The sequence below is a fragment of the Streptomyces sp. NPDC006624 genome, from assembly GCF_040611555.1.
Classification (GTDB): domain Bacteria; phylum Actinomycetota; class Actinomycetes; order Streptomycetales; family Streptomycetaceae; genus Streptomyces.
In genome coordinates this window covers 81,770-101,282 of the sequence record NZ_JBEXOM010000003.1, presented here as the reverse complement: position 1 = coordinate 101,282, position 19,513 = coordinate 81,770, and the positions used below count along the sequence as shown (strand labels likewise).

At 73.6% G+C, this 19,513-nt stretch carries 19 protein-coding genes, 1 tRNA gene and 2 pseudogenes; 10 read left to right on the top strand and 12 right to left on the bottom strand.

Annotated elements, in window-relative coordinates; genetic code table 11:
* Positions 1-14: 14 nt before the first annotated feature.
* Complete coding sequence (locus ABZY20_RS06925) at positions 15-1,160, bottom strand: nucleotide disphospho-sugar-binding domain-containing protein (protein ID WP_356437674.1); 1,146 nt, start codon at positions 1,158-1,160, stop codon at positions 15-17.
* A 77-nt stretch (positions 1,161-1,237) separates the two neighbouring features.
* Complete coding sequence (gene rfbC / locus ABZY20_RS06920) at positions 1,238-1,858, bottom strand: dTDP-4-dehydrorhamnose 3,5-epimerase (RefSeq protein ID WP_356437672.1); 621 nt, start codon at positions 1,856-1,858, stop codon at positions 1,238-1,240.
* A gap of 221 nt (positions 1,859-2,079) precedes the next feature.
* Between rfbC and ABZY20_RS06915 the strand changes: the two genes are divergently transcribed.
* On the top strand, positions 2,080-3,183 hold the full coding sequence (locus ABZY20_RS06915) for a winged helix DNA-binding domain-containing protein (protein ID WP_356437669.1): 1,104 nt from the start codon (positions 2,080-2,082) through the stop codon (positions 3,181-3,183).
* 7 nt (positions 3,184-3,190) lie between these two features.
* On the opposite strand, the gene rfbA is transcribed toward ABZY20_RS06915, so the two are convergent.
* Positions 3,191-4,069 carry a glucose-1-phosphate thymidylyltransferase RfbA gene (rfbA, locus tag ABZY20_RS06910; protein ID WP_356437666.1) on the bottom strand — a complete coding sequence of 293 codons (879 nt, stop codon included), beginning with the start codon at positions 4,067-4,069 and terminating at the stop codon, positions 3,191-3,193.
* A 157-nt stretch (positions 4,070-4,226) separates the two neighbouring features.
* Here rfbA and ABZY20_RS06905 point away from each other — a divergent pair, with 157 nt between their 5' ends.
* Together ABZY20_RS06905 and rfbB are read left to right on the top strand one after the other, a co-directional pair.
* The gene (locus ABZY20_RS06905) at positions 4,227-5,444 is read left to right on the top strand and encodes a class I SAM-dependent methyltransferase (RefSeq protein ID WP_356437663.1); all 1,218 of its coding nucleotides are present in this window, start codon (positions 4,227-4,229) and stop codon (positions 5,442-5,444) included.
* 32 nt (positions 5,445-5,476) lie between these two features.
* Positions 5,477-6,469: a dTDP-glucose 4,6-dehydratase gene (gene rfbB, locus ABZY20_RS06900; protein ID WP_356437660.1), complete on the top strand. Its 993-nt coding sequence runs from the start codon at positions 5,477-5,479 to the stop codon at positions 6,467-6,469.
* 79 nt (positions 6,470-6,548) lie between these two features.
* Here the strand turns inward: rfbB and ABZY20_RS06895 are convergent.
* A tRNA-Pro gene (locus tag ABZY20_RS06895) sits at positions 6,549-6,622 on the bottom strand.
* Between the two features lie 97 nt (positions 6,623-6,719).
* Here ABZY20_RS06895 and ABZY20_RS06890 point away from each other — a divergent pair.
* From ABZY20_RS06890 to ABZY20_RS06880, 3 genes are all read left to right on the top strand, one after another.
* Entirely contained in the window at positions 6,720-7,259 is a 540-nt protein-coding gene (locus tag ABZY20_RS06890; protein ID WP_356437657.1) for a DUF309 domain-containing protein, read from the top strand.
* 496 nt (positions 7,260-7,755) lie between these two features.
* Positions 7,756-8,526: a precorrin-6A synthase (deacetylating) gene (gene cobF / locus ABZY20_RS06885; protein WP_356437654.1), complete on the top strand. Its 771-nt coding sequence runs from the start codon at positions 7,756-7,758 to the stop codon at positions 8,524-8,526.
* A gap of 127 nt (positions 8,527-8,653) precedes the next feature.
* Positions 8,654-9,454: an HAD-IIA family hydrolase gene (locus ABZY20_RS06880; protein ID WP_356437651.1), complete on the top strand. Its 801-nt coding sequence runs from the start codon at positions 8,654-8,656 to the stop codon at positions 9,452-9,454.
* Here ABZY20_RS06880 and ABZY20_RS06875 read toward each other — a convergent pair.
* Entirely contained in the window at positions 9,440-10,213 is a 774-nt protein-coding gene (locus ABZY20_RS06875) for a sulfite exporter TauE/SafE family protein (protein WP_356437648.1), read from the bottom strand. The two genes, ABZY20_RS06880 and ABZY20_RS06875, sit on opposite strands and share 15 nt — an antisense overlap.
* Before the next feature lie 98 nt (positions 10,214-10,311).
* Entirely contained in the window at positions 10,312-11,499 is a 1,188-nt protein-coding gene (locus tag ABZY20_RS06870) for a thiolase family protein (RefSeq protein WP_356437645.1), read from the bottom strand.
* A 185-nt stretch (positions 11,500-11,684) separates the two neighbouring features.
* Here ABZY20_RS06870 and ABZY20_RS06865 point away from each other — a divergent pair, with 185 nt between their 5' ends.
* The 4 genes and pseudogenes from ABZY20_RS06865 to ABZY20_RS06850 all read left to right on the top strand — a co-directional run.
* Positions 11,685-11,945: a WhiB family transcriptional regulator gene (locus ABZY20_RS06865; RefSeq protein ID WP_356437642.1), complete on the top strand. Its 261-nt coding sequence runs from the start codon at positions 11,685-11,687 to the stop codon at positions 11,943-11,945.
* Positions 11,942-12,418, top strand: a complete 477-nt coding sequence (locus tag ABZY20_RS06860; RefSeq protein ID WP_356437640.1) for a DNA starvation/stationary phase protection protein — start codon at positions 11,942-11,944, stop codon at positions 12,416-12,418. Before ABZY20_RS06865 ends, ABZY20_RS06860 begins: the two co-directional genes overlap by 4 nt.
* Positions 12,419-12,495: 77 nt before the next feature.
* Positions 12,496-12,840, top strand: a complete 345-nt coding sequence (locus tag ABZY20_RS06855; RefSeq protein WP_356437637.1) for a DUF3140 domain-containing protein — start codon at positions 12,496-12,498, stop codon at positions 12,838-12,840.
* 2 nt (positions 12,841-12,842) lie between these two features.
* A pseudogene (locus ABZY20_RS06850) lies at positions 12,843-13,195 on the top strand (hypothetical protein); the annotation flags it as partial.
* A gap of 50 nt (positions 13,196-13,245) precedes the next feature.
* Here ABZY20_RS06850 and ABZY20_RS06845 read toward each other — a convergent pair.
* The 6 genes and pseudogenes from ABZY20_RS06845 to ABZY20_RS06820 form a co-directional block, all read right to left on the bottom strand.
* A complete protein-coding gene (locus tag ABZY20_RS06845) occupies positions 13,246-13,935 on the bottom strand; it encodes an SDR family oxidoreductase (RefSeq protein ID WP_356437634.1) in 690 nt (229 codons plus the stop codon).
* Positions 13,932-14,813 (bottom strand): cupin domain-containing protein, encoded by an 882-nt coding sequence (locus tag ABZY20_RS06840; protein WP_356437632.1) that lies wholly within the window; start codon positions 14,811-14,813, stop codon positions 13,932-13,934. Before ABZY20_RS06840 ends, ABZY20_RS06845 begins: the two co-directional genes overlap by 4 nt.
* Positions 14,810-16,170: pseudogene (locus tag ABZY20_RS06835) on the bottom strand (amidohydrolase family protein). Before ABZY20_RS06835 ends, ABZY20_RS06840 begins: the two are co-directional and overlap by 4 nt.
* Positions 16,171-16,209: 39 nt before the next feature.
* A complete protein-coding gene (locus ABZY20_RS06830) occupies positions 16,210-17,190 on the bottom strand; it encodes an alpha-ketoacid dehydrogenase subunit beta (protein ID WP_356437630.1) in 981 nt (326 codons plus the stop codon).
* Positions 17,178-18,155 carry a thiamine pyrophosphate-dependent dehydrogenase E1 component subunit alpha gene (locus tag ABZY20_RS06825; RefSeq protein WP_356437628.1) on the bottom strand — a complete coding sequence of 326 codons (978 nt, stop codon included), beginning with the start codon at positions 18,153-18,155 and terminating at the stop codon, positions 17,178-17,180. Before ABZY20_RS06825 ends, ABZY20_RS06830 begins: the two co-directional genes overlap by 13 nt.
* Complete coding sequence (locus tag ABZY20_RS06820) at positions 18,155-19,492, bottom strand: Xaa-Pro peptidase family protein (RefSeq protein WP_356437625.1); 1,338 nt, start codon at positions 19,490-19,492, stop codon at positions 18,155-18,157. The genes ABZY20_RS06825 and ABZY20_RS06820 overlap by 1 nt, the downstream gene beginning before the upstream one ends.
* Positions 19,493-19,513: the final 21 nt, after the last annotated feature.

Here is a 19,513-nt window from a genome sequence, read left to right as displayed (position 1 = left end):
CGCCCGGTTCCCCCTCAGGCGCGGTGCCCGGCGGCGAGGTCCTCCAGCACCGGCACGGCGAGTCCCGGTGACGGCTGCCGGGCGATGTCCTCCGCCACGGACCGGGCCCGCTCCGCGTAGGAGGGGTCCTCCAGCAGCGTGCGGACGGCGTCGAGCATCGACTCGGGGGTCAGCTCGGGCGGGTGGATGTGCCGGACGGCGCCGTGGTCGACGAGGCGGGCGATCGCGTCGAGCGGCTTGCCCCGCCCGGGCACCACCACCTGGGGCACCCCGTGGACGAGGCAGGCCATCATCGTGCCGGGCCCGCCGTGGTGGACGGCGGCGTCGCACCCCGGCAGCACGGAGGTCAGCGACTGCCAGCCGGTGGCGACGACGCTGTCCGGCAGCGGGCCGAGCTGTCCGACGAGGTGGTCCGCCACCGCGACGACCAGCTCCGCGTCCAGCTCGCCCAGCGAGCGGACGATCTGCCCGAGCATCGGGGCCCCGCCGATCTGGGGCTGCACGGACCCCAGCGTGATGAGCAGCCGGGGGCGGGTCCGCGGGCGCAGGACCCACTCGGGCACGGTGCCGGGCTCGCCGTAGGGCACGTACCGCAGCGGCCGGGCGCCGGGGACCGGATCGCCCAGCAGGGGCGGGCAGTTGTCCAGGACGAGGGCGGGCTCGGGCAGGGCGTCGAGCCCGAGTTCCTTCAGCTCCGGCTGCAGCTCGGCCGCGACCCAGGGGTCGACGGGCAGGTCGCCGGGGCCCACGACGTGCTTGACCCAGGGGATGCCGTGGCGGGCCGCCGCGGCCGCGGCGGCGGCGTATCCGTAGGACTCGGCGACGACGAGGTCCGGGCTCCAGCGCGCCACCAGTTCGGCGGTGCCCTCCAGGGTGCGCGCGGCGAGCCGGCCGAAGCCGCGGCCGATACCCTCCGCCATCTCCTCGTCGGAGTCGGGCACCTGGACGCGTCCTCCATCCCGGTCCTTGGCCATGACCTCGCCCATGTCGAGGGGCCCGCAGACCGGGGCCATGGGCAGTCCGGAGCCGCGGACCGGGCCGTCGAAGCTCTCGGGGGCCGCCACGAGCACCTCGTGGCCCGCGGCGCGCAGCGCCCACGCGAGGGGCACGATCGGGTAGTACAACGGGTGAGCTGGGCCGGTGGCCACCAGTGTCTTCATGCGGGGGAACGTAGGCGGACGGGCCGGAAACGGGCCGGAACGGCGCTCGAATCCGGCTGGGACGGCGGGTGCAGGGGTCAGGCCCCTGCGCCGCGCGCGGCCGTGAGGGCGTCCTCGATCCTCCGGCACTCCTCGTAGCCCGGCAGCAGTCCCGCCGCGCGGACCTCGGCGAGGGTGGGGGCCTCCCGGTCGCGGGCGGAGACGACGGGCCGGACGCCCTCGGGCAGCGGCAGGGCGAGCTCCGGGTCGAACAGGGACAGCGCGAGTTCGTTCTCCGGGACGTAGCCGCTGGAGAGCGTGTAGGCCATCACGGTGTCGTCCTCCAGGGCGACGAAGGCGTGGCCGACGCCGACCGGGAAGTACACGGCACGGCAGTCCACGGGGTCCAGGACCACCGTGTCCCAGCGGCCGAAGGTCGGCGACCCCTGCCGCAGGTCCACCACGATGTCGAGGGCCCGTCCCCCGGCGCAGTACACGTACTTGGCCGTGCCGGGCGGCGTACGGGTGAAGTGCACCCCGCGTGCGACACCCGCGCGGGACCTGCTGCAGCTGAGCTGCGACACCGGGAAGAGGGGGCGGCCGGTCGCCCGCGTGAACGCCTCCCCCTGGAAGGGCGAGACGAACAGGCCGCGTTCGTCGCCGAAGACCTCGGGGGTGAAGACGAACGCCCCGGTGACGCCGAGCTCTTTCGCTTCCATGGCCGATCTGTCTCCTCCCGGGCGGGTGCCGCCGGCGACGGTCGCCGGACCGGACTGTGGCCCGGGCGCCTCGAACCCCGCTGGAGGTCCGGTGCAGGCCCGCGCGTGATCGCGGTCAGTGGCTGACCGCGATCGGGTCTAGGTTGGCCGGGCGGGGAAGCGTTCTCCGCGTCGCCGCGCCCGGTGTGCCCGGGCGGGGCGCACACGGCCGAAAGGACGCCATGGCAGCACGTCTCACCCGCCGGGCCCTGAACCGGGCGACGCTGGAACGCCAGTTGCTGACGCGGCGCGCGGACGTGCCCGCCCCCGCGGTGATCGAGACGCTCACCGGGCTGCAGGCGCAGGACCCGGATCCGCCGTACGTGGGGCTGTGGAGCCGGATCGAGGGCTTCCGGCTGGAGGAGCTGACGAAGCTCCTGGAGGAGCGCGCCGTGGTGCGCGCCACGCTGTTCCGCGGCACCCAGCACCTGGTCACGGCGGACGACTACCTGTGGCTGCGGCCGCTGCTGCAGCCGATGCTGGACCGCTGGCAGAAGGCGGCGTTCGGCAAGCAGACGGCGGGCCTCGACCTCGACGAGCTGGCCGCGGCGGCGCGTGCGGCGCTGACCGGCCGGACGGTGGCCCGGCCCGAGCTGGGCCGGCTGCTGGCGCAGGACCGCCCGGGGCACGATCCGGTCGCCCTCGCCCGGTCGCTGCAGGGGCTGCTGCCGATCGTGCACCCGCCGCCGGACGGCACCTGGGGGCGGCGGGGCACGACGCCGTTCGCGCTGGCCGGGGAGTGGCTGGGCCGGCCGCTCGCCGAGGACGCCTCGCCCGGGCGGCTGGTGCTGCGGCATCTCGCCGCGTTCGGTCCCGCCACCGTGAAGGACGTCCAGGCCTGGAGCGGCATGACCCGGCTGCGCGAGGTGGTCGAGGAACTGCGGCCCGGGCTGCGGGTGTTCGCGGGTGAGGGCGGCGAGGAGCTGTTCGACGTCCCCGACGCCCCGCTGCCCGACCCGGACACGGCCGTGCCCGTGCGTTTCCTCGCGGCCCTGGACAACGTGGTGCTCGGCCACGCCGACCGCTCCCGGCTGATGACCGACGAGCAGCGCCGGCACGTCATCGTCGAGGCGGCCGTGCTCGTGGACGGCTCGGTCCGCGCGCTGTGGGTGATCAAACGGGAGGGCCGGGACAAGGCGAAGGCGGTCCTGACCGTGAAGCGCTTCTCGCCGCTGACCGCGCGGGAGGAGTCGGAGGTGCTGGAGGAGGGAGCGCGGCTGCTGCGGTTCGCGGCGGCGGACGCCGAGACGCACGACATCCGCTTCACCGACGTCCCCGGCCGGTGACGCGGCGTCAGACCCCGGCCATCTCCAGGGCGATGGCGCGCACGTAGGCGCCGTAGCCGGACGGGCCGATGCGCACTCCGAGCCGGTGGCAGGCGTCGCTGTCGATGAAGCCCATGCGCAGGGCGACCTCCTCCACGCAGGCGATGCGCACGCCTTGCCGGGCCTCCAGGGTGCCGACGTACTGGCCCGCCTGGAGGAGGGACTCGGGCGTGCCGGTGTCGAGCCAGGCGAAGCCCCGGCCGAGGTTGACCAGCCGGGCCTCGCCGCGCTCGAGGTACCAGCGGTTGACGTCGCTGATCTCGAGTTCCCCGCGGGCCGAGGGCCTGAGGCCGCGTGCCACGTCGACGACCGCGTTGTCGTAGAAGTACAGCCCGGTGATGGCCGTGTTGGAGCGCGGCTTCTCGGGCTTCTCCTCGATCGACACCAGCCGGCCCTCGGCGTCGACCTCGCCCACGCCGTACCGCTCGGGGTCGTGCACCGGGTACCCGAAGAGGACGCACCCGCGCACGTCCCGGCTGTGCTCGGCCAGGACGGAGTAGAAGTGGTGGCCGTGGAAGATGTTGTCGCCGAGGATCAGCGCCATCGAGTCGTCGCCGATGTGCTCGGCGCCGAGGACGAAGGCGTCCGGCAGTCCCCTGGGCTCGTCCTGCGCGCGGTAGGTGAGCGACAGGCCGAGCTGGGAGCCGTCGCCCAGCAGCCGCTGGAACTGCGGCAGGTCGACCGGCGTGGAGATGATCAGGATGTCCCGCACGCCGGTCAGCATCAGCACACTCAGCGGGTAGTAGATCATCGGTTTGTCGCCGACCGGCAGCAGCTGTTTGGAGACGGCGAACGTCAGGGGACGCAGCCGTGTTCCCGCGCCGCCCGCCAGAATGATCCCCTTCACGGATCGCTCCCGCCCTCGGTTTGCGGTGAATCGGGTCGGCGCCCATTCATCCGTTCCGTATTCGAGGACGCCTCGACGCGCGCTCGACAGTCCCATAGCCGCGGTGGTCCAGCAGGCGTCTAGTTCCTTTCGAGGAACCGTGCCTAGCGTTCCCGCCATGACCACTTGCCGTGTCTGCCGGAGTTCCGTCACCGAGTTCTTCGATTTCGGCCGCCAGCCGCTGTCCGACGCGTTTCGCCGCCCCGAGGACACGTCGGACGAATTCTTCTACCGACTCGCGGTCGGCGTCTGCGAGGAATGCGCCATGGTGCAGCTGATGGAGGAGGTGCCGCGGGAGCGGATGTTCCGCGAGGACTACCCGTACCGCTCCTCGATGTCGTCGGTCATGCGGGAGCACTTCACCGCGACCGCCCACCGTCTGCTGGACACGGAGTGCCGCGGCGACGACCCCTTCGTGGTCGAGGTCGGCTGCAACGACGGCGCCATGCTGCGCACGGTCGCCGCCCGCGGCGTGCGCCACCTGGGCGTCGACCCCTCGCGCGACGTGGTGGAGCTGGCCGCGGCGCAGGGCGTGCGGGTGCGGTTCGACTTCTTCCAGGAGTCCACCGCCCGGGAGATCCGGGCCGCCGACGGGCCGGCCGACGTCATCTACGCGGCCAACACCATGTGCCACATCCCGTACCTGGACTCGGTGTTCCGCGGGGTGGACGCCCTGCTGGCCGACGACGGCGTGTTCGTCTTCGAGGACCCCTACCTGGGCGACATCGTGGAGCGGGCCAGCTTCGACCAGATCTACGACGAGCACTTCTACCTCTTCTCCGCCTCGTCGGTGCGCTCGGCGGCCCGGGGCTTCGGCTTCGACCTGGTCGACGTGGAGCGCCTGCCGGTGCACGGCGGCGAGGTGCGCTACACCCTGGCGCGCGCGGGACGCCGTACGCCGAGCGCGGCCGTGACGGAGCTGACGGCCGAGGAGGAGCGGCGCCAGCTCACCGACAGCACGATCCTCGAACGGTTCGGCATGCAGGTGAAGCGGAACTGCGAGGAGCTGACGGCGCTGCTGCACCGGCTGCGCGAGGCCGGCCACACGGTCGCCGCGTACGGCGCCACGGCGAAGAGCGCGACGGTGTCGAACTACTGCGGTATCGGCCCGGACCTCGTTCCCGCGATCTTCGACACGACGGTCGCCAAACAGGGGCGCGTCTCCCCCGGTATGCACATTCCGGTCCGGCCGATGGAGGAGTTCTCGGCGCCGTATCCGGAATACGCGCTGCTGTTCGCCTGGAATCACGCCGAGGAGATCATCGCGAGGGAAGAGGCCTTCCGCGAGCAGGGCGGCAAGTGGATTCTCTATGTGCCGGACGTCCGCGTCATCTGAGAGCGGTGATGACCGGAAAGCGTGATGCCGAGATGACCAGGGACGGGACGACCAGAATTCTCGTCACGGGCGGAGCGGGCTTCATCGGCTCCCATTACGTGCGCACGCTCCTCGGCCCGGACGGTCCCGGCGGGGTGAGCGTCACCGTGCTGGACGCCCTCACCTACGCGGGCAACCGGGAGAACCTGGCCCCGGTGGCCCGGCACCCGGCGCTGGCCTTCGTGCAGGGCGACATCTGCGACGCCGGGCTGGTGGACGGGTTGACGGCGGAGCACGACCAGGTCGTGCACTTCGCCGCCGAGTCCCATGTCGACCGTTCCCTCGTGAGCGCGGCGGACTTCGTGCGCACCAACATGACGGGCACTCAGGTGCTGCTGGACGCCGCGCTGCGGCACGGGATCGGGCCGTTCGTGCACATCTCCACGGACGAGGTGTACGGCTCCATCGAGCACGGTGCGTGGACGGAGGACTCGCCGCTGCGGCCGAACAGCCCGTACGCCGCGTCGAAGGCCGGCGCCGACCTGCTCGCGCTGGCCCAGCACCGCACGCACGGGCTGGACGTCCGGGTCACCCGCTGCTCCAACAACTACGGCCCGTACCAGTTCCCCGAGAAGCTGATCCCGCTGTTCGTCACCCGGCTCCTCGACGGCGGCGAGGCCCCGCTGTACGGCGACGGCGGCAACGTACGGGACTGGCTGCACGTCGAGGACCACGTGCGCGCGGTGGAGCTGGTCAGGACCCGGGGCCGCCCGGGCGCGACCTACAACATCGGCGGGGGCACCCAGTCGACCAACCGGGACCTGGTCGACCGGATCGTCCGGGCGTGCGGCGCCTCGTGGGAGCAGGTGCGGTGGGTCGAGGACCGCAAGGGCCACGACCGGCGCTACTGCGTCGACCACGCGAGGATCACCCGGGAACTGGGCTACCGCCCGTCCGTTCCCCTCGCCACCGGGCTGGCCGAGACGATCGCCTGGTACCGCACCCACCGCGACTGGTGGGAACCGCTCCTCGCCCCGGCGGCCTGACCGCCGGAACCGGACCCGGAAAAGCGGAGAGGCCATTTCGGATCACTCCGAAATGGCCTCCGACCTGCGTGTGCACAAGTCGGGACGACAGGATTTGAACCTGCGACCCCTTGACCCCCAGTCAAGTGCGCTACCAAGCTGCGCCACGTCCCGGTGCGCGCCCTCGCCGTACCCGGCGTGATCGCGCGAACAGCACTTTACCCCACACCCCCGGCCGCGCCGAAAGCGGGCCGGGCGCGACAATCGGCGTATGGGCAGCACGAGCAACGGCAGCGAAGAGAGGCCGGGCGGCGCCCGGGACCGCGACGAGGAGGGCCGGGCGCGCAACGCCCGGCCCCGGGACGGTCTCGGCAGGCCCCTGCCGTACGGCGAGGACGGGGTGCCCCGGCAGCCCGAGGGCGTGGTGCGCACCCCGCAGGAGACGGTGACGGAGGCGCAGCGGCTGCTGGACGAGGGCAGACCGTTCCACGCGCACGAGGTCTTCGAGGACGCCTGGAAGTCGGGTCCCGAGGAGGAGCGGGAGCTGTGGCGCGGTCTGGCCCAGCTCGCCGTGGGCCTGACACACGCGGCCCGTGGCAACCTCACGGGCGGTGCCCGGCTGCTCCGCCGTGGCGCGGGCGCGGCCGAGACCTGGACGTCCGACTCCGGGCGGACGCAGCCGCACGGCATCGACATCGCGGCCATGGCCGCCTGGGCTCGGAACCTGGCCACGGACCTGGAACGGGACGGCCGTCCCGTGGACGCGTCGGCACGAGCACCGAAACTCCGCACGCCGACGCCCGAACGCTGACCCGGCGCGGCAGCCGGACCGCCGGTGGTGCGGTGCCCGGCCCGGATGGGCGCAGCAGCAGCACGGCATCGGCGTCGCGGCCCTGGCCCTCCGCGCACGGCACCTGGCCACCTGGCCACCTGGCACCACAGCCACAGCCACGGCCACGGTCCGGCCCCGGCCCGGCCCGGCCCCGGAACGGGACGGCCGTCCCGAAGGACGCTGCCCCCAGCGCGGCAGCCGGACCGCCGGTCGTGTCGTGCCCGCACGGGCGCAGCCGCACGGCATCTCGCCACGGCCCCGCGGCAGGGCGGCCGTCCCGAGGACGCGGCAGCACCGAGACTGCGCACGCCGGTACCCGGGCGCTGACCCCGGCGCCCTGGCCATGGCCCCCTGTGCACGAGACCTCGCCGCGGCCCCGGCACGACACGGCCGCCCCGGGGCTGCGGCGGCGGCCCGACGCCGGCCCCGGCGGCGCGGTGGACGGGCCGCCGTCGGCGTGGGGCAGACTCGGGGTGTGCGAAGGATTCACGTCATCGGCATCGGCGCGGGCGACCCCGACCAGCTGACCCTCCAGGCGGTCCGGGCGCTGCGTGGCACGGACGTGTTCTTCGTGCCGGACAAGGGCGAGGTGACCGCGGACCTCGCCGGGCTGCGGCGGGACATGCTCCGGGCGCACCTGCCGGACGGGACGTACCGGGTCGTCGAGGCACGCGACCCGGAGCGCGACCGGTCCGACGGCGGCGCCGCCTACGCCGCCGCCGTCGAGGACTGGCGCACCGCCCGGGCCGGTCTCTGGGAGCGGCTGATCGCCGGGGAGCTCGGCGAGGAGCAGACCGGCGCGTTCCTGGTGTGGGGCGATCCCTCGCTCTACGACAGCACCCTCGCGGTCCTGGAAGAGGTGCTGGAGCGTGGCACCGTGGCGTTCGAGTACGACGTCGTGCCGGGCGTCAGCAGTGTCTCGGCGCTCGCCGCCCGGCACCGGACAGGGCTCAGCCGCGTCGCCCGGCCGGTGCAGATCACCACGGGCCGGCGGCTCGCCGAGGGCTTCCCCGAGGGCGTGGACGACGTGGTGGTGATGCTCGACTCCCACCAGGCGTTCCGGCGGTACGCGGACGAGGACGTCGACATCTACTGGGGCGCCTACCTCGGCACCCCGGACGAGATCCTGGTCTCCGGGCCGATCGCCGAGGCGGCGCCCCGGATCGAGCGGCTGCGCGCCGAGGCGCGTGCGCGCAAGGGCTGGATCATGGACACGTACCTGCTGCGCAGGCACCCCCGCGACTGACACGACGGGGCCGGTCCGGCACCGGGCACCCGGGCGGACGTTTCCCCCTCCCCCCTTGCCCCGTGCGGCACCGGCGACCCGGCGTCCGGAAGCGGCGCGCTCCGCTCACCCTGGTTATCGTCCCGTCATGACGTCCGTGCGGGCCGTGCTCATCGACATCGACGGGGTGCTCACCGTCTCGTGGCGGCCGCTGCCCGGTGCTGTGGAGGCGCTGCGGAAGATCCGGGAGGCGGGGCTCGGTGTCCTGCTGGTCACCAACACCACGTCCCGTACGCGTGCGTCGATCGCGCGGACGCTGGCGGACGCGGGGTTCGCGGTGTCCGCCGGGGACATCCTGACGGCGCCCGCGGCCACCGCCGCGTATCTCGCCGAGCACTTCCCCGGCGCCCGGTGCACCCTGCTGAACAGCGGCGACATCGCGGAGGACCTCGACGGGGTGACGGTCGTGGACCCGGCCGACACCGGCGCCGCCCCGGACGTGGTGCTGGTCGGCGGGGCCGGTCCGGAGTTCTCGTACGAGGCGCTGGACCGGGCCTTCGGGCATCTGCGGCGCGGGGCCCGGCTGGTGGCGATGCAGCGCAACCTGTACTGGCGTACGGCCGAGGGGCTGCGGCTGGACGCGGGGGCGTTCCTGGCCGGGCTGGAGCGGGCCGCCCGGGTGGAGGCGGAGATCACCGGCAAGCCGGCCGGGGCGTTCTTCGCGTCCGCGCTCACCCGGCTGGGCGCAGGCGCGGACGAGGCCGTGATGGTCGGGGACGACGTCGAGTCCGACGTGCTGGCGGCGCAGCGGGCCGGGATCACCGGGGTCCTCGTGCGGACCGGCAAGTTCCAGCCGGAGGCGCTCCGGGCGGCCGACGGCACACCCGACCATGTGATCGACTCGTTCGCGGACCTGCCGGCGCTGCTGCGCGGGTCAGCGCAGCAGTAGCTGGAGGCCGCCGACGACGGTCGCGGCGATGACCAGCCGTTCGAACAGCCGCTGGTTGATCTTGTCGACCGCCCAGGTGCCGAACAGCGCGCCGGGCACGACGAACAGCACGAGCGCCAGGTCCAGGAGCAGGGAGCGGCCGTCGATCAGGCCGAGCCCGGCGCTGAAGGGCAGCTTGGAGGTGTTGACGATCAGGAAGAAGAAGGCGGACGTGCCGAGGAAGCCGAGCTTGCGGAAGCCCGCCGACAGCAGGTACATCGACATCACCGGACCGCCGGCGTTGGCCACCATGGTGGTGAAGCCGCCGAGCACGCCGTAGGAGCGGGCCTTGAGGCGGCCCGCCCGGCTGGTGACCGCCTCGGGCTCCGCGTCCCGGTCCGCCGTCCGCCGGCGCCACACCGTCACGGCGGCCATCAGCAGCAGGATCGCGCCGATCGAGGTCCGTACGACCGCGTCGTCGGCCCACGTCAGGAACACCGTGCCGACGACGACGCCCGCGGCGACCGCCGGGAACAGCCGCCACAGGGTGGGCCAGTGCGCGTGCCGCCGGTAGGTGGCGACGGCGAGCAGGTCACCGGCGATCAGGATGGGCAGCAGCACACCGGTGGAGGCGCGGGCGGGCAGCACCGCGGCGAAGATGGCGAGGCTGACCGTGTTGGCCCCGCTGACGGCGGTCTTGGAGAAACCGACGAGCAGGGCCGCGAAGGCCAGGGCGGCGAACTCCCAGCCGGTGATGTGCCAGAGCGTCATGGTGTTCATGCGAACACCGATGCTATGTGCAACGAACCGGTGGGGTCGGCGGCGTCTCGCCTGGTGGGCCGGTCGGGCCCGGCCCCGGCGCCGCGGGTAGGGCCCGGCTAGTGCCGTTCGACGAGGACCGCCGTGCCCTGCCCCACCCCGACGCACATCGTCGCCAGCCCGCGGCCCGCCCCGGTCCGCCGCATGCGGTGCAGCAGCGTGGTGAGGATGCGGGCGCCCGAGCAGCCCAGCGGGTGGCCGAGGGCGATGGCGCCGCCGGAGGGGTTGACCAGGTCCGGGTCGATGCCGAGCTGGTCGACGCAGGCCAGGGCCTGGGCCGCGAAGGCCTCGTTGAACTCGGCCTCCTCCAGGTCGCCGATGCTCCAGCCGGCCCGGGCGAGGGCCTTGCGGGTGGCGGGGACCGGGCCGATGCCCATGACGTCGGGGTGGACTCCGGCCGAGGCGCCGGCGACGTAGCGGCCGAGGGACTCCAGGTTCAGTTCGTTCAGGGCCTCCTCGCTGACCAGGAGGAGGCCGGCGGCGCCGTCGTTCATCGGGGAGGCGTTGCCCGCGGTGACCGTGCCGCCCTGCCGGAAGACGGGCTTGAGCCGGGACAGCTTCTCCAGGGAGGTGTCCTCGCGGACGCTCTCGTCGACGTCGACGACCACGCCGTCGGGGCGTTCGACCGGCAGCATCTCGTCGTCGAAGTGGCCGTTCTTGCGGGCCAGGGCGGCGCGGCGGTGGCTGCGCAGGGCGAAGTCGTCCTGGCGTTCGCGCGGGATGCCGTACCGCTCGGCGACCTCCTCCGCCGTCTCGCCCATGGCGAGCAGGCCGTGCAGGTCGCGCATCGCCGGGTTGACCAGGCGCCAGCCGAGGCGCGTGTCGTGGGTCTCCATGCGGTGCGGCAGGGCCTCGTCGGGGCGGGGCAGCACGAAGGGCGCGCGGCTCATCGACTCGGAACCGCCCGCGATGACGATGTCGGCCTCGCCGGCGGCGATGGTGCGGGCGGCGGTGGTCACCGCCTCCAGGCCGGAGGCGCACAGCCGGTTGACGGTGGCGCCGGGCACGGACTCGGGCAGGCCCGCGAGCAGGACGGCCATGCGGGCGACGTTGCGGTTGTCCTCGCCGGCCTGGTTGGCGGCGCCCCAGTAGACGTCGTCGACCCGGGCCGGGTCCAGCGCCGGTACGTCGCCGACCAGGGCGCGCACGACGGTCGCGGCGAGGTCGTCGGGCCGTACCGAGGAGAGGGATCCCCGCAGTCTGCCGATGGGGGTGCGGCGGGCGGCCGCGAAGTGGACGGGACGCACAAGAGGCTCCTCACACCGCCTGCTGATTAGCACTGCTAGTTTCGGACTATAGCCTTCGGCCCGGCCGCTGGGAAGATTTCGAGGGCACAAGAGCCCTCGGGCGGTGTGATCGCAGGCCGGATCACCCCGGCGGCGAGCATTCCGGCTCGGGTTTGCGTGGATGCGGCCGGGGCACCCGCGCGTCCATGGAGTGGTTGCGGAGCGCCGCCTGCGTCGACGAGGACCCCGAACTGTTCTTTCCCGTGGGGACCGCGGGACCGGCTCTGCGGGACGTCGACGCCGCGAAACGGATCTGCGCGCGCTGCCCGGTCACCGACGACTGCCTGACGTTCGCGCTGAGCAGCGGCCAGGCCTCGGGCGTGTGGGGCGGCACCTGCGAGGAGGAGCGCGACGCACTGCTCCGGAGGACGACGATGCACGACATGAGAAGGAGAAGCGCCCTATGACGGCTGTGCGGAGCACCCTGCCCGACGACGCCCGGAAGGTGGCCTGCGAGGCACTCCAGGACACGCTGGTCGATCTGCTCGGGCTCTCCCTGACCGGGAAGCAGGCGCACTGGAACATCGTCGGCCCCCGGTTCCGGTCCATCCACCTGCAGCTCGACGAAGTGGTCACCGCCGCGCGGGAGTTCGCCGACACGGTGGCGGAGCGGTCCGCGGCGCTCGGCGTGCCGCCGGACGGCCGCCCGGCGACCATCGCCCAGGCCTTCACGCTGCCCGTCCCCGAGGAGGGCTGGGTGCGCGACTCGGACGCCGTGGAGGTGATGGTGGAGTCGCTGCAGGGCGCCGTCGGCCGGCTGCGCGAGCGCATCGCCGCGACCGAGGAGGCCGACCCGGTGACCCAGGACCTGCTGATCAGCATCACCGCCGACCTGGAGAAGCAGCGCTGGATGTTCGACGCCGAGAACTTCCCCCAGTAGAGCCCTCCCCGGGACGGGACGCCCCGGGGAACCGGGTCCGGCGCACAGCACCGACGTATGCACGGAAGGGGCACGCGATGACCGACGCCCTCGAACTCGACGCGCTGTGGGAGGACTTCCACCGCGTGGTGAACATGACCTCGCAGGAGCTCGCCGCCTGGCTGCGGGTGCGGGACGCCGACGAGGCCACCGAGCCGCTGCCGGAGCACGCGGGCACGCGGACCGGCCAGCACGTCCTGGCGATCCTGCAGAAGCGGCGCACGGATCTGACCGACGACGACCTGCGCGTGATGCGCGAGGTCGTGGAGACGGTCACGGAACAGGCGGACCTGGAGAACGAGCCCGAGCCGGAGACGACGGACGAGGACACCCGCCGCCGGCACCGGCTGATGACGCTCGGGCACGACCCGCTGAAGGGCTAGTTGTGGACCGCGGGGAGCGCGTCGCCCGCGAACTGTTCGACGCGCACGGCCGGACCCGGGCCGACGAGGCGGGCGTCCGGCTGACGGACACACCGCAGCCGCTGTACCGGCTGCTTCCCAGGGCATGGGACCGGCCGGTGCCGGCATCTTCCCGCGTGAGGCCCAGGACGTCCGGCCGGAGGCCGCCCCCCGCCTGGACGCCACGGCACTCCAGGGGGCGCAGCGGCTGGGGCTGCCGGAGGACCCGCGGTGCCCGGCCGCACCGGCCGGTGAGGCGGAGCCGTCCGTGCCCGCCGCCGCGCTGGTACGGGCGGCGGTGGACCAGCGGGTCGCCGACGGCACGCTCCGCCGCGCCGGCCGACGCGCCCGTCGGCCGTTGCCCCACCCTCAGCCCGGCAACCGCCCTCAGCCCAGCAACCAGCCTCCGTCCACGGTCAGTTCGACCGCGTTGACCGACCCGTTGCGCAGCAGGAAGTCGACCGCGTCCACGACGTCCGCCATCGTGGCCAGGCGCCCGGTCGGCGTCTCGGTGCGCAGTGTCTCCAGCACCTTCTCCGGTTTGGCCTGCCAGTACGGGCTGTCGCCGACGACCCCGGGGTGCACGGCGTTGACGCGGACGGGCGCGAGTTCGACGGCGAGGGAGTTCATCAGGCCCCGCACGCCCGCGTTGACGGTCGCCACGGTCGTCGCGCCGGGGTAGGGGCGTTCCTTGGCCTGGCCGCCGAACAGCACGATGGCGCTGCCGTCGTGCAGCCGGCCGCGCAGCGTGTGCACGACCTCGGTGTAGCCGACGAGCTTGAGGGTGACCAGGCGCAGGGCCGCGTCGATGTCGTACTCGCTCACCTTGTTGTCGTCCCGGGAGACGCCCGCGAGGACCAGGTGGTCGACGCGGCCCACGCCGGCCAGCGCCGCCGCGATCTCCAGCGGCCGCGCCAGGTCCAGGGCGATGCCCCGCGCTCCGGCCTCCTTGGCGACCGCCTCGGCCCGCTGGGTCTCGCGGCTGGTGAGGATCACGTCGTCCCCGCGCCCGGCGCGTGCCCGGGCGAACGCGAGACCGATGCCGGAGGTGCCGCCGACGACGAGAACACTGCTCATGACCTCTCCCCCGATGCCGTACGCAGGTAGTCCCAGTCCCGTGTGAACCGGTACGCGTGCCGTGACGGCGGCTGCGGCGCCTGGGTCTCCAGCCAGCGCAGCGCGCCCCGCCCGGCGTTGGCGAAGCCGTGCACACAGCCGGCGCCCGCCCAGGCCACGTCCCCGGGTTCCAGCCGGTACCGCTCGCCGTCGAGGGTGGCCTCCGCGACGCCCTCCAGGATCAGGTACGTCTCCTCGAAGGGATGGTCGTGGGTGCCGATGATCCCGTCGGCGGCGTACCGCACCATGAACATCGTCGAGCCGACCGCGCCCAGCTCGCCGTCGACCATCATCTTCACCGTGATGCCGCTGTAGACCAGCAGGGCCGTCCGCATGCTGGCGGTGGCGGCCAGCAGGTCCTGGGACTGCCTGCCGGGATCCATCTGGGCGGGTTCGAAACGCCCGAAGGAGCGGGTGCGCGGGTCGCGTACGTCGACGCGGACCGGGTGGCGCGCGGGCAGTTCCGGTACCGCCTGGGTGTCGTGGCCGTAGCGGGCCCGCGGCACCGGGGCCAGCATGTCCGCCCAGCGGCCGCCGGTGTCCCCGGCCCCGCGCCAGGCGTGCGGGACGCCGACGGGCAGCAGTCCGTAGTCCCCCGCCTCGAGGCGGTACGCGCCCTCGGGCACGTCGAGGACCACGGCGCCGTCGAGGACGTGGAAGGTCTCCTCGTACGAGTGCACATGGGCGGGCACCCGGCCGTCCGGGTGCAGTTCGCACACGCCGAAGCCGGTGTGCACGCTGCCGTCGTCCTCGCCGACCAGCGTCCGCCGCCGGTGGCCGTGGCCGTCGTAGGGCGGTGCGGGCGGGTCGGCGGTGTGGCGCACCAGGTGGCCGCTCATGCCGGGGCCTTCGCCGTCGCGGCTTCCTTCGCCGCGAGGAGCCGGTCGCGGGACTCGGTGACGAGCCGTACGGCGCGTGCGGTGTCGGCGAGCAGCCTGCCGTCGCGCTTGTGGACCACGCCGTCCACGAGCACGGTGTCCACGTTGGACGTGTCCGCGCACAGCGTCACCGCGGCCACCGCGTCGTGCACGGGGGCGATGTTGGGGGCGGTGGCGTCGATCGCGACGATGTCGGCGCGCTTGCCGGGGGTCAGGGAGCCGGTGCGGTCCTCCAGACCGGCGACATGGGCGCCGTTCAGGGTGGCGGCCCGCAGCATCTGACGAGCCGTCAGCATGGTGTCCGGCACCGGCAGGTTGGCCTGCCAGCAGTCGGCGTTGACCCGGGCGCGTTCGGCGCCGAAGGCCGCGCGGATCTGGGTGAACATGTCGCCGGGCACGGTGGTGACGACGTCGACGCTGAGCGCGGGCCGCAGCCCGTGCTCGATCGCCTGCATGACGGGCGGCCAGCCGTGCCCCATCTGGAGCTCCACCTGCGGCGCCACCGACACCGTGCCGCCGCTGCCGGCGACCATCCGCCACTCCTCGTCGTTGAGGTGGCAGCAGTGGATGTAGGTGGTGTCCGGGCCGAGCAGGCCCAGCCGGTCCAGCCGCCTGACCATGCCGAAGCGGCCGGCGAGCCGCCCCATGGCCACGTGCACGGTGATCGGCAGGCCCAGCTCGCGCGCCATGGCCCACTCCGCGGCGACGACCTCGTCGACGCAGAAGCCGGGGCCGCGCGTGGCGAGCGCCATGGTGAGCAGGCCGTCGTCGGACGCGAAGTACGCCGAGCGGATCCGCCGTACGTCGTCCGCGGGGATCACGCGCCTGCTCTCGAACCAGTACTCGGCGAGGGAGGTGTTGGCGCTGCCGTACGCGTACACCGCGCGGATGCCCGACTCCGCCAGGGCCCGGACGGCGGCGTCCGGATGCTCGGGGGTGTTGTTGATGTGCGACCAGTCCACCAGCGTGGTGATCCCGGCGTCGAGGCACTCCAGGGCGCCCGCCAGGTTGCCCGCGTAGACGTCCTCGGGGGTGTAGAGGGGCGCGAAGGTGTCGAGGACCTCGACGAAGTAGTCGTCCAGGGTGGCGTCGGGGGCGACGCCGCGGATCGGGGCCTCCCAGGTGTGCCGGTGGGTGTCGACGAAGCCGGGGATGACGATGCGGCCGGTCATGTCGAGGATCTCGGCGTCGGCGCTGATCTCGGGCTCCACGGCCGCGATCCTGCCGTCCTCGACGAGGACGTCCCCCTGGGGAGGTCCCCGACGGCGGGGTCCATCGAGATCACGTGACCGGAGCGCAGCAGGGTCCTGGTGGTCATCGCGCTTCCTCCCATGGGGTCTGCGGTGGTCGGTGCGGGTCAGTAGGCGGCGAGTCGGCGGACCTCCGTGACGACCTTGGCGACGGTGGGCACGACCTGCTCCTCCAGGGCGTCGGCGAACGGCAGCGGCACGCACTCCCCCGTCACCCGCCGCACCGGCGCGTCCAGCAGGCCGAAGCCCTCGTCGGCGGCGATCGAGACGACGGTGGCGCCCCAGCCGCCCTGGTAGGGGTTCTCCTCGACGGTGACGAGCCGCGAGGTCCGGGCCAGGGAGTCCAGGACGGTCGCGGCGTCCAGCGGGACGAGGCAGCGCAGGTCGATCACCTCCGCCTCGACGCCCTCCCCGGACAGCACCTCGGCGGCCCGCAGCGCCAGCTGCACCGTCGAGGCGAGCGCGACCAGCGTGACGTCGGCGCCCTCGCGCACCACCGCGGCCCGGCCCAGGCCGACGACGTGGCCGGGCGGCGGCGGGCTGCCCTTGGTGGCGAGCAGCGCCTTGTGCTCGAAGAAGACCACGGGGTCGTCGCTGCGGACGGCCGCCGCCATCATGCCGATGACGTCGGCGGGGGTCGCCGGTGCGGCGATCTTCAGGCCGGGGACGGTGAACGCCCAGTTCTCGGTGGCCTGGGAGTGCTGGGCCCCGAAGCCGAGCCCGCCGCCGTTGGCGGTGCGCACGACGAGGGGGACGGTCACCTGGCCGCCGGTCATGTACCGCACCTTGGGGATCTCGTTGGCGAGGTAGTCCCAGCAGCAGGCCAGGAAGTCGGAGAACATGATCTCCACGACGGGCCGCATGCCCGTCAGGGCGGCGCCCATCGCCGCGCCCACGATGGCCTGTTCGGAGATGGGCGTGTCCCACACCCGCTCCGGCCCGAACTCCTCGTGCAGCCCCGCGGTCGTCTTGAACACCCCGCCGGCCGCGCCGATGTCCTCCCCGAGGCACACGACCGACGCGTCCCGGCGCATCTCGCGCGCGATGCCCTCGGCGACGGCGTCCCGGTAGCTGATCACGTCCGCCATGCCGCACCTCCGTCCGCCCACACGTCGGTCACCGCCTCGCGCGGATCGGGGGCGGGCGCGGCCTTCGCCGCCTCGACGGCCCGCTCCACGACGGCCCGGGCCCGTTCGCCGGCCGCGGCGACCGCTGCTTCGCCGACGCCCAGGTCGGCCAGGCGCCCGCGCGCGACCTCCAGCGGGTCGTGCTTCAGCCACCGCTCGACCTCCTCGGCCGGGCGGTAGGCGGCCGGGTCGGTGCGGCTGTGCCCGTAGTGCCGGTACGTCTCGGCCTCCAGCACGGCGGGCCCGTCCCCGGCCCGGGCCCGCCGTGCGAGCCGCGCGACCGCTTCCGCCACGGCCACGACGTCGTTGCCGTCGACGACCTCGCCGGGAACGCCGTGGGCGGGGGCGCGGTCGGCGGCCGGCCGGGGCACGGCCGTGACGTCGGCGATCGGCGTGTACTCCATGTACAGGTTGTTCTCGCACACGAACAGCACGGGCAGCCTCCACACGGCGGCCAGGTTGAGCGCCTCGTGGAAGGCGCCGATGTTGGTCGCGCCGTCGCCGAAGAACGCCACCGCGAGCTGCTCGGTGCCGCGCAGCCGGGCCGACCAGGCGGCGCCGACCGCCATGGGCAGATGGGCACCGACGATGGCGTACGAGCCGAGCATGCCGGTGGCGGCCTTGGTCAGGTGCATGGAGCCGCCCTTGGCCCTGCACAGGCCCGTCGCCCGGCTCATCAGCTCGGCCAGGCACTCCTCGGGGGAGGCGCCCCGGGCCAGGGCGTGGTGGTGGCCCCGGTAGGTGGCGAAGACGTAGTCGTCCGGGCGCAGCGCTTCGCTCGCCCCCACGGCGATCGCCTCCTGCCCGGCGGCCAGGTGGGTGGTGCCCTTCACCAGGCCCCGCAGGAACAGGTCGTGGGCGGCCTTCTCCGTGCGGCGGACGACGGCCATCCGCTCGTAGGCGCCGAGGAGGCGGGCCGCGTCCATCAGGGTGCCCCGTCCCGGCGCGCGGTGTTGAGGTGGGACTGCGCCTCCCGCCGGGTGTTCAGCTCGCCGCCCACCGTCCAGTACTTGCGGCCGGCCACGAGCAGTTCCTCGGCGGGGAACTTGGTGATGACCTCGCAGCCGTCGGCGGTGACGACCACTTCCTCCTCGATCCGTGCCGCGGACCAGCCGTCGGCGGCCGGCCAGTAGGTCTCCAGGGCGAACACCATGCCCTCTTCGAGGACTTCGGGGTGGTCGAGGGAGACCAGGCGGCTGAAGACCGGCTTCTCCCAGATCGACAGCCCGACGCCGTGGCCGTATTGCAGGGCGAACGCGGCGGTCTCGTCGGCGAAGCCGAACTCCTCGGCGCGCGGCCAGACCCGCACGATGTCGGCGGTGGTGGCACCGGGCCGGACGAGCGCGATCGCCTCGTCCATGTACTCCCGGCAGCGCACGTAGGCGTCCCGTTGCGCCGGCGAGGCGCTGCCGACGGCGAACGTGCGGTAGTAGCAGGTGCGGTAGCCGAGGTGGCTGTGCAGGATGTCGAAGAACGCGGGGTCCCCGGGGCGGACCAGCCGGTCGCTGTAGACGTGCGGGTGGGGTGAACAGCGTTCGCCCGAGATGGCGTTGACGCCTTCGACGTACTCGCTGCCGAGGTCGTACAGCACCTTGCTGACCACGCCGACGCACTCGTTCTCGCGGACACCGGGCCGCAGGTAGCCGTACAGCTCCTCGTACGCGGCGTCGACCATCGCGCAGGCCTGGGTGAGCAGGGCGATCTCGTCGCCCGTCTTGATGCGGCGGGCCTCCAGGAACACCTGCTGCCCGTCGACGACGTCGATGCCCTCGGCGCGCAGCGCGGCGAGCACCGGCATCTCGGCGACGTCGACGCCGAGCGGTTCGCCGGCCAGCCCGTGGGCGCGCAGCTCGGCGGCGATCCTGGCGGCGACGTCCTCGGCGATGCCCGCGTCCGGGTGGAAGGCACCGCGCAGGGTGGAGATGCCGGCGCGGGCACCGGTGGGCGGTCCGCCCGCGCCGTCGCCGTGGTCGAGCCAGGGGTTGAACAGCTGGTGGTGGCGGGCCGCGGAGCCGAAGTCCCAGACGACCGGTTCGCCGTCGCGCACCAGCAGGGCGAAGCGGATCAGCTTGTCCATCGCCCAGGTGCCGATGTGCGTGGCGGTCATGTAGCGGATGTTGGCGAAGTCGAAGCCGAGCACCGCGCCGAGCCCCGAGCCGTTCAGCGACGCGCGCAGCCGGGCCAGCCGCTGCCGCCGCAGCCGGTCCGGGTCGAGGCGCTCTTCCCAGTCGACGGCGTTGGGGCCGTATGTGCGGATCGCCATGGCGACCACCCCCACTTCGGA

Excerpts from the sequence above, each read along its gene's own strand:
- ABZY20_RS06925 (WP_356437674.1), bottom strand. The coding sequence starts at position 1,160 with ATGAAGACACTGGTGGCCACCGGCCCAGCTCACCCGTTGTACTACCCG.
- rfbC (WP_356437672.1), bottom strand. The coding sequence starts at position 1,858 with ATGGAAGCGAAAGAGCTCGGCGTCACCGGGGCGTTCGTCTTCACCCCC.
- ABZY20_RS06915 (WP_356437669.1), top strand. The coding sequence starts at position 2,080 with ATGGCAGCACGTCTCACCCGCCGGGCCCTGAACCGGGCGACGCTGGAA.
- ABZY20_RS06905 (WP_356437663.1), top strand. The coding sequence starts at position 4,227 with ATGACCACTTGCCGTGTCTGCCGGAGTTCCGTCACCGAGTTCTTCGAT.
- rfbB (WP_356437660.1), top strand. The coding sequence starts at position 5,477 with ATGACCAGGGACGGGACGACCAGAATTCTCGTCACGGGCGGAGCGGGC.
- ABZY20_RS06890 (WP_356437657.1), top strand. The coding sequence starts at position 6,720 with ATGGGCAGCACGAGCAACGGCAGCGAAGAGAGGCCGGGCGGCGCCCGG.
- ABZY20_RS06880 (WP_356437651.1), top strand. The coding sequence starts at position 8,654 with ATGACGTCCGTGCGGGCCGTGCTCATCGACATCGACGGGGTGCTCACC.
- ABZY20_RS06875 (WP_356437648.1), bottom strand. The coding sequence starts at position 10,213 with ATGAACACCATGACGCTCTGGCACATCACCGGCTGGGAGTTCGCCGCC.
- ABZY20_RS06865 (WP_356437642.1), top strand. The coding sequence starts at position 11,685 with ATGGAGTGGTTGCGGAGCGCCGCCTGCGTCGACGAGGACCCCGAACTG.
- ABZY20_RS06860 (WP_356437640.1), top strand. The coding sequence starts at position 11,942 with ATGACGGCTGTGCGGAGCACCCTGCCCGACGACGCCCGGAAGGTGGCC.
- ABZY20_RS06855 (WP_356437637.1), top strand. The coding sequence starts at position 12,496 with ATGACCGACGCCCTCGAACTCGACGCGCTGTGGGAGGACTTCCACCGC.
- ABZY20_RS06845 (WP_356437634.1), bottom strand. The coding sequence starts at position 13,935 with ATGAGCAGTGTTCTCGTCGTCGGCGGCACCTCCGGCATCGGTCTCGCG.
- ABZY20_RS06840 (WP_356437632.1), bottom strand. The coding sequence starts at position 14,813 with ATGAGCGGCCACCTGGTGCGCCACACCGCCGACCCGCCCGCACCGCCC.
- ABZY20_RS06830 (WP_356437630.1), bottom strand. The coding sequence starts at position 17,190 with ATGGCGGACGTGATCAGCTACCGGGACGCCGTCGCCGAGGGCATCGCG.
- ABZY20_RS06825 (WP_356437628.1), bottom strand. The coding sequence starts at position 18,155 with ATGGACGCGGCCCGCCTCCTCGGCGCCTACGAGCGGATGGCCGTCGTC.
- ABZY20_RS06820 (WP_356437625.1), bottom strand. The coding sequence starts at position 19,492 with ATGGCGATCCGCACATACGGCCCCAACGCCGTCGACTGGGAAGAGCGC.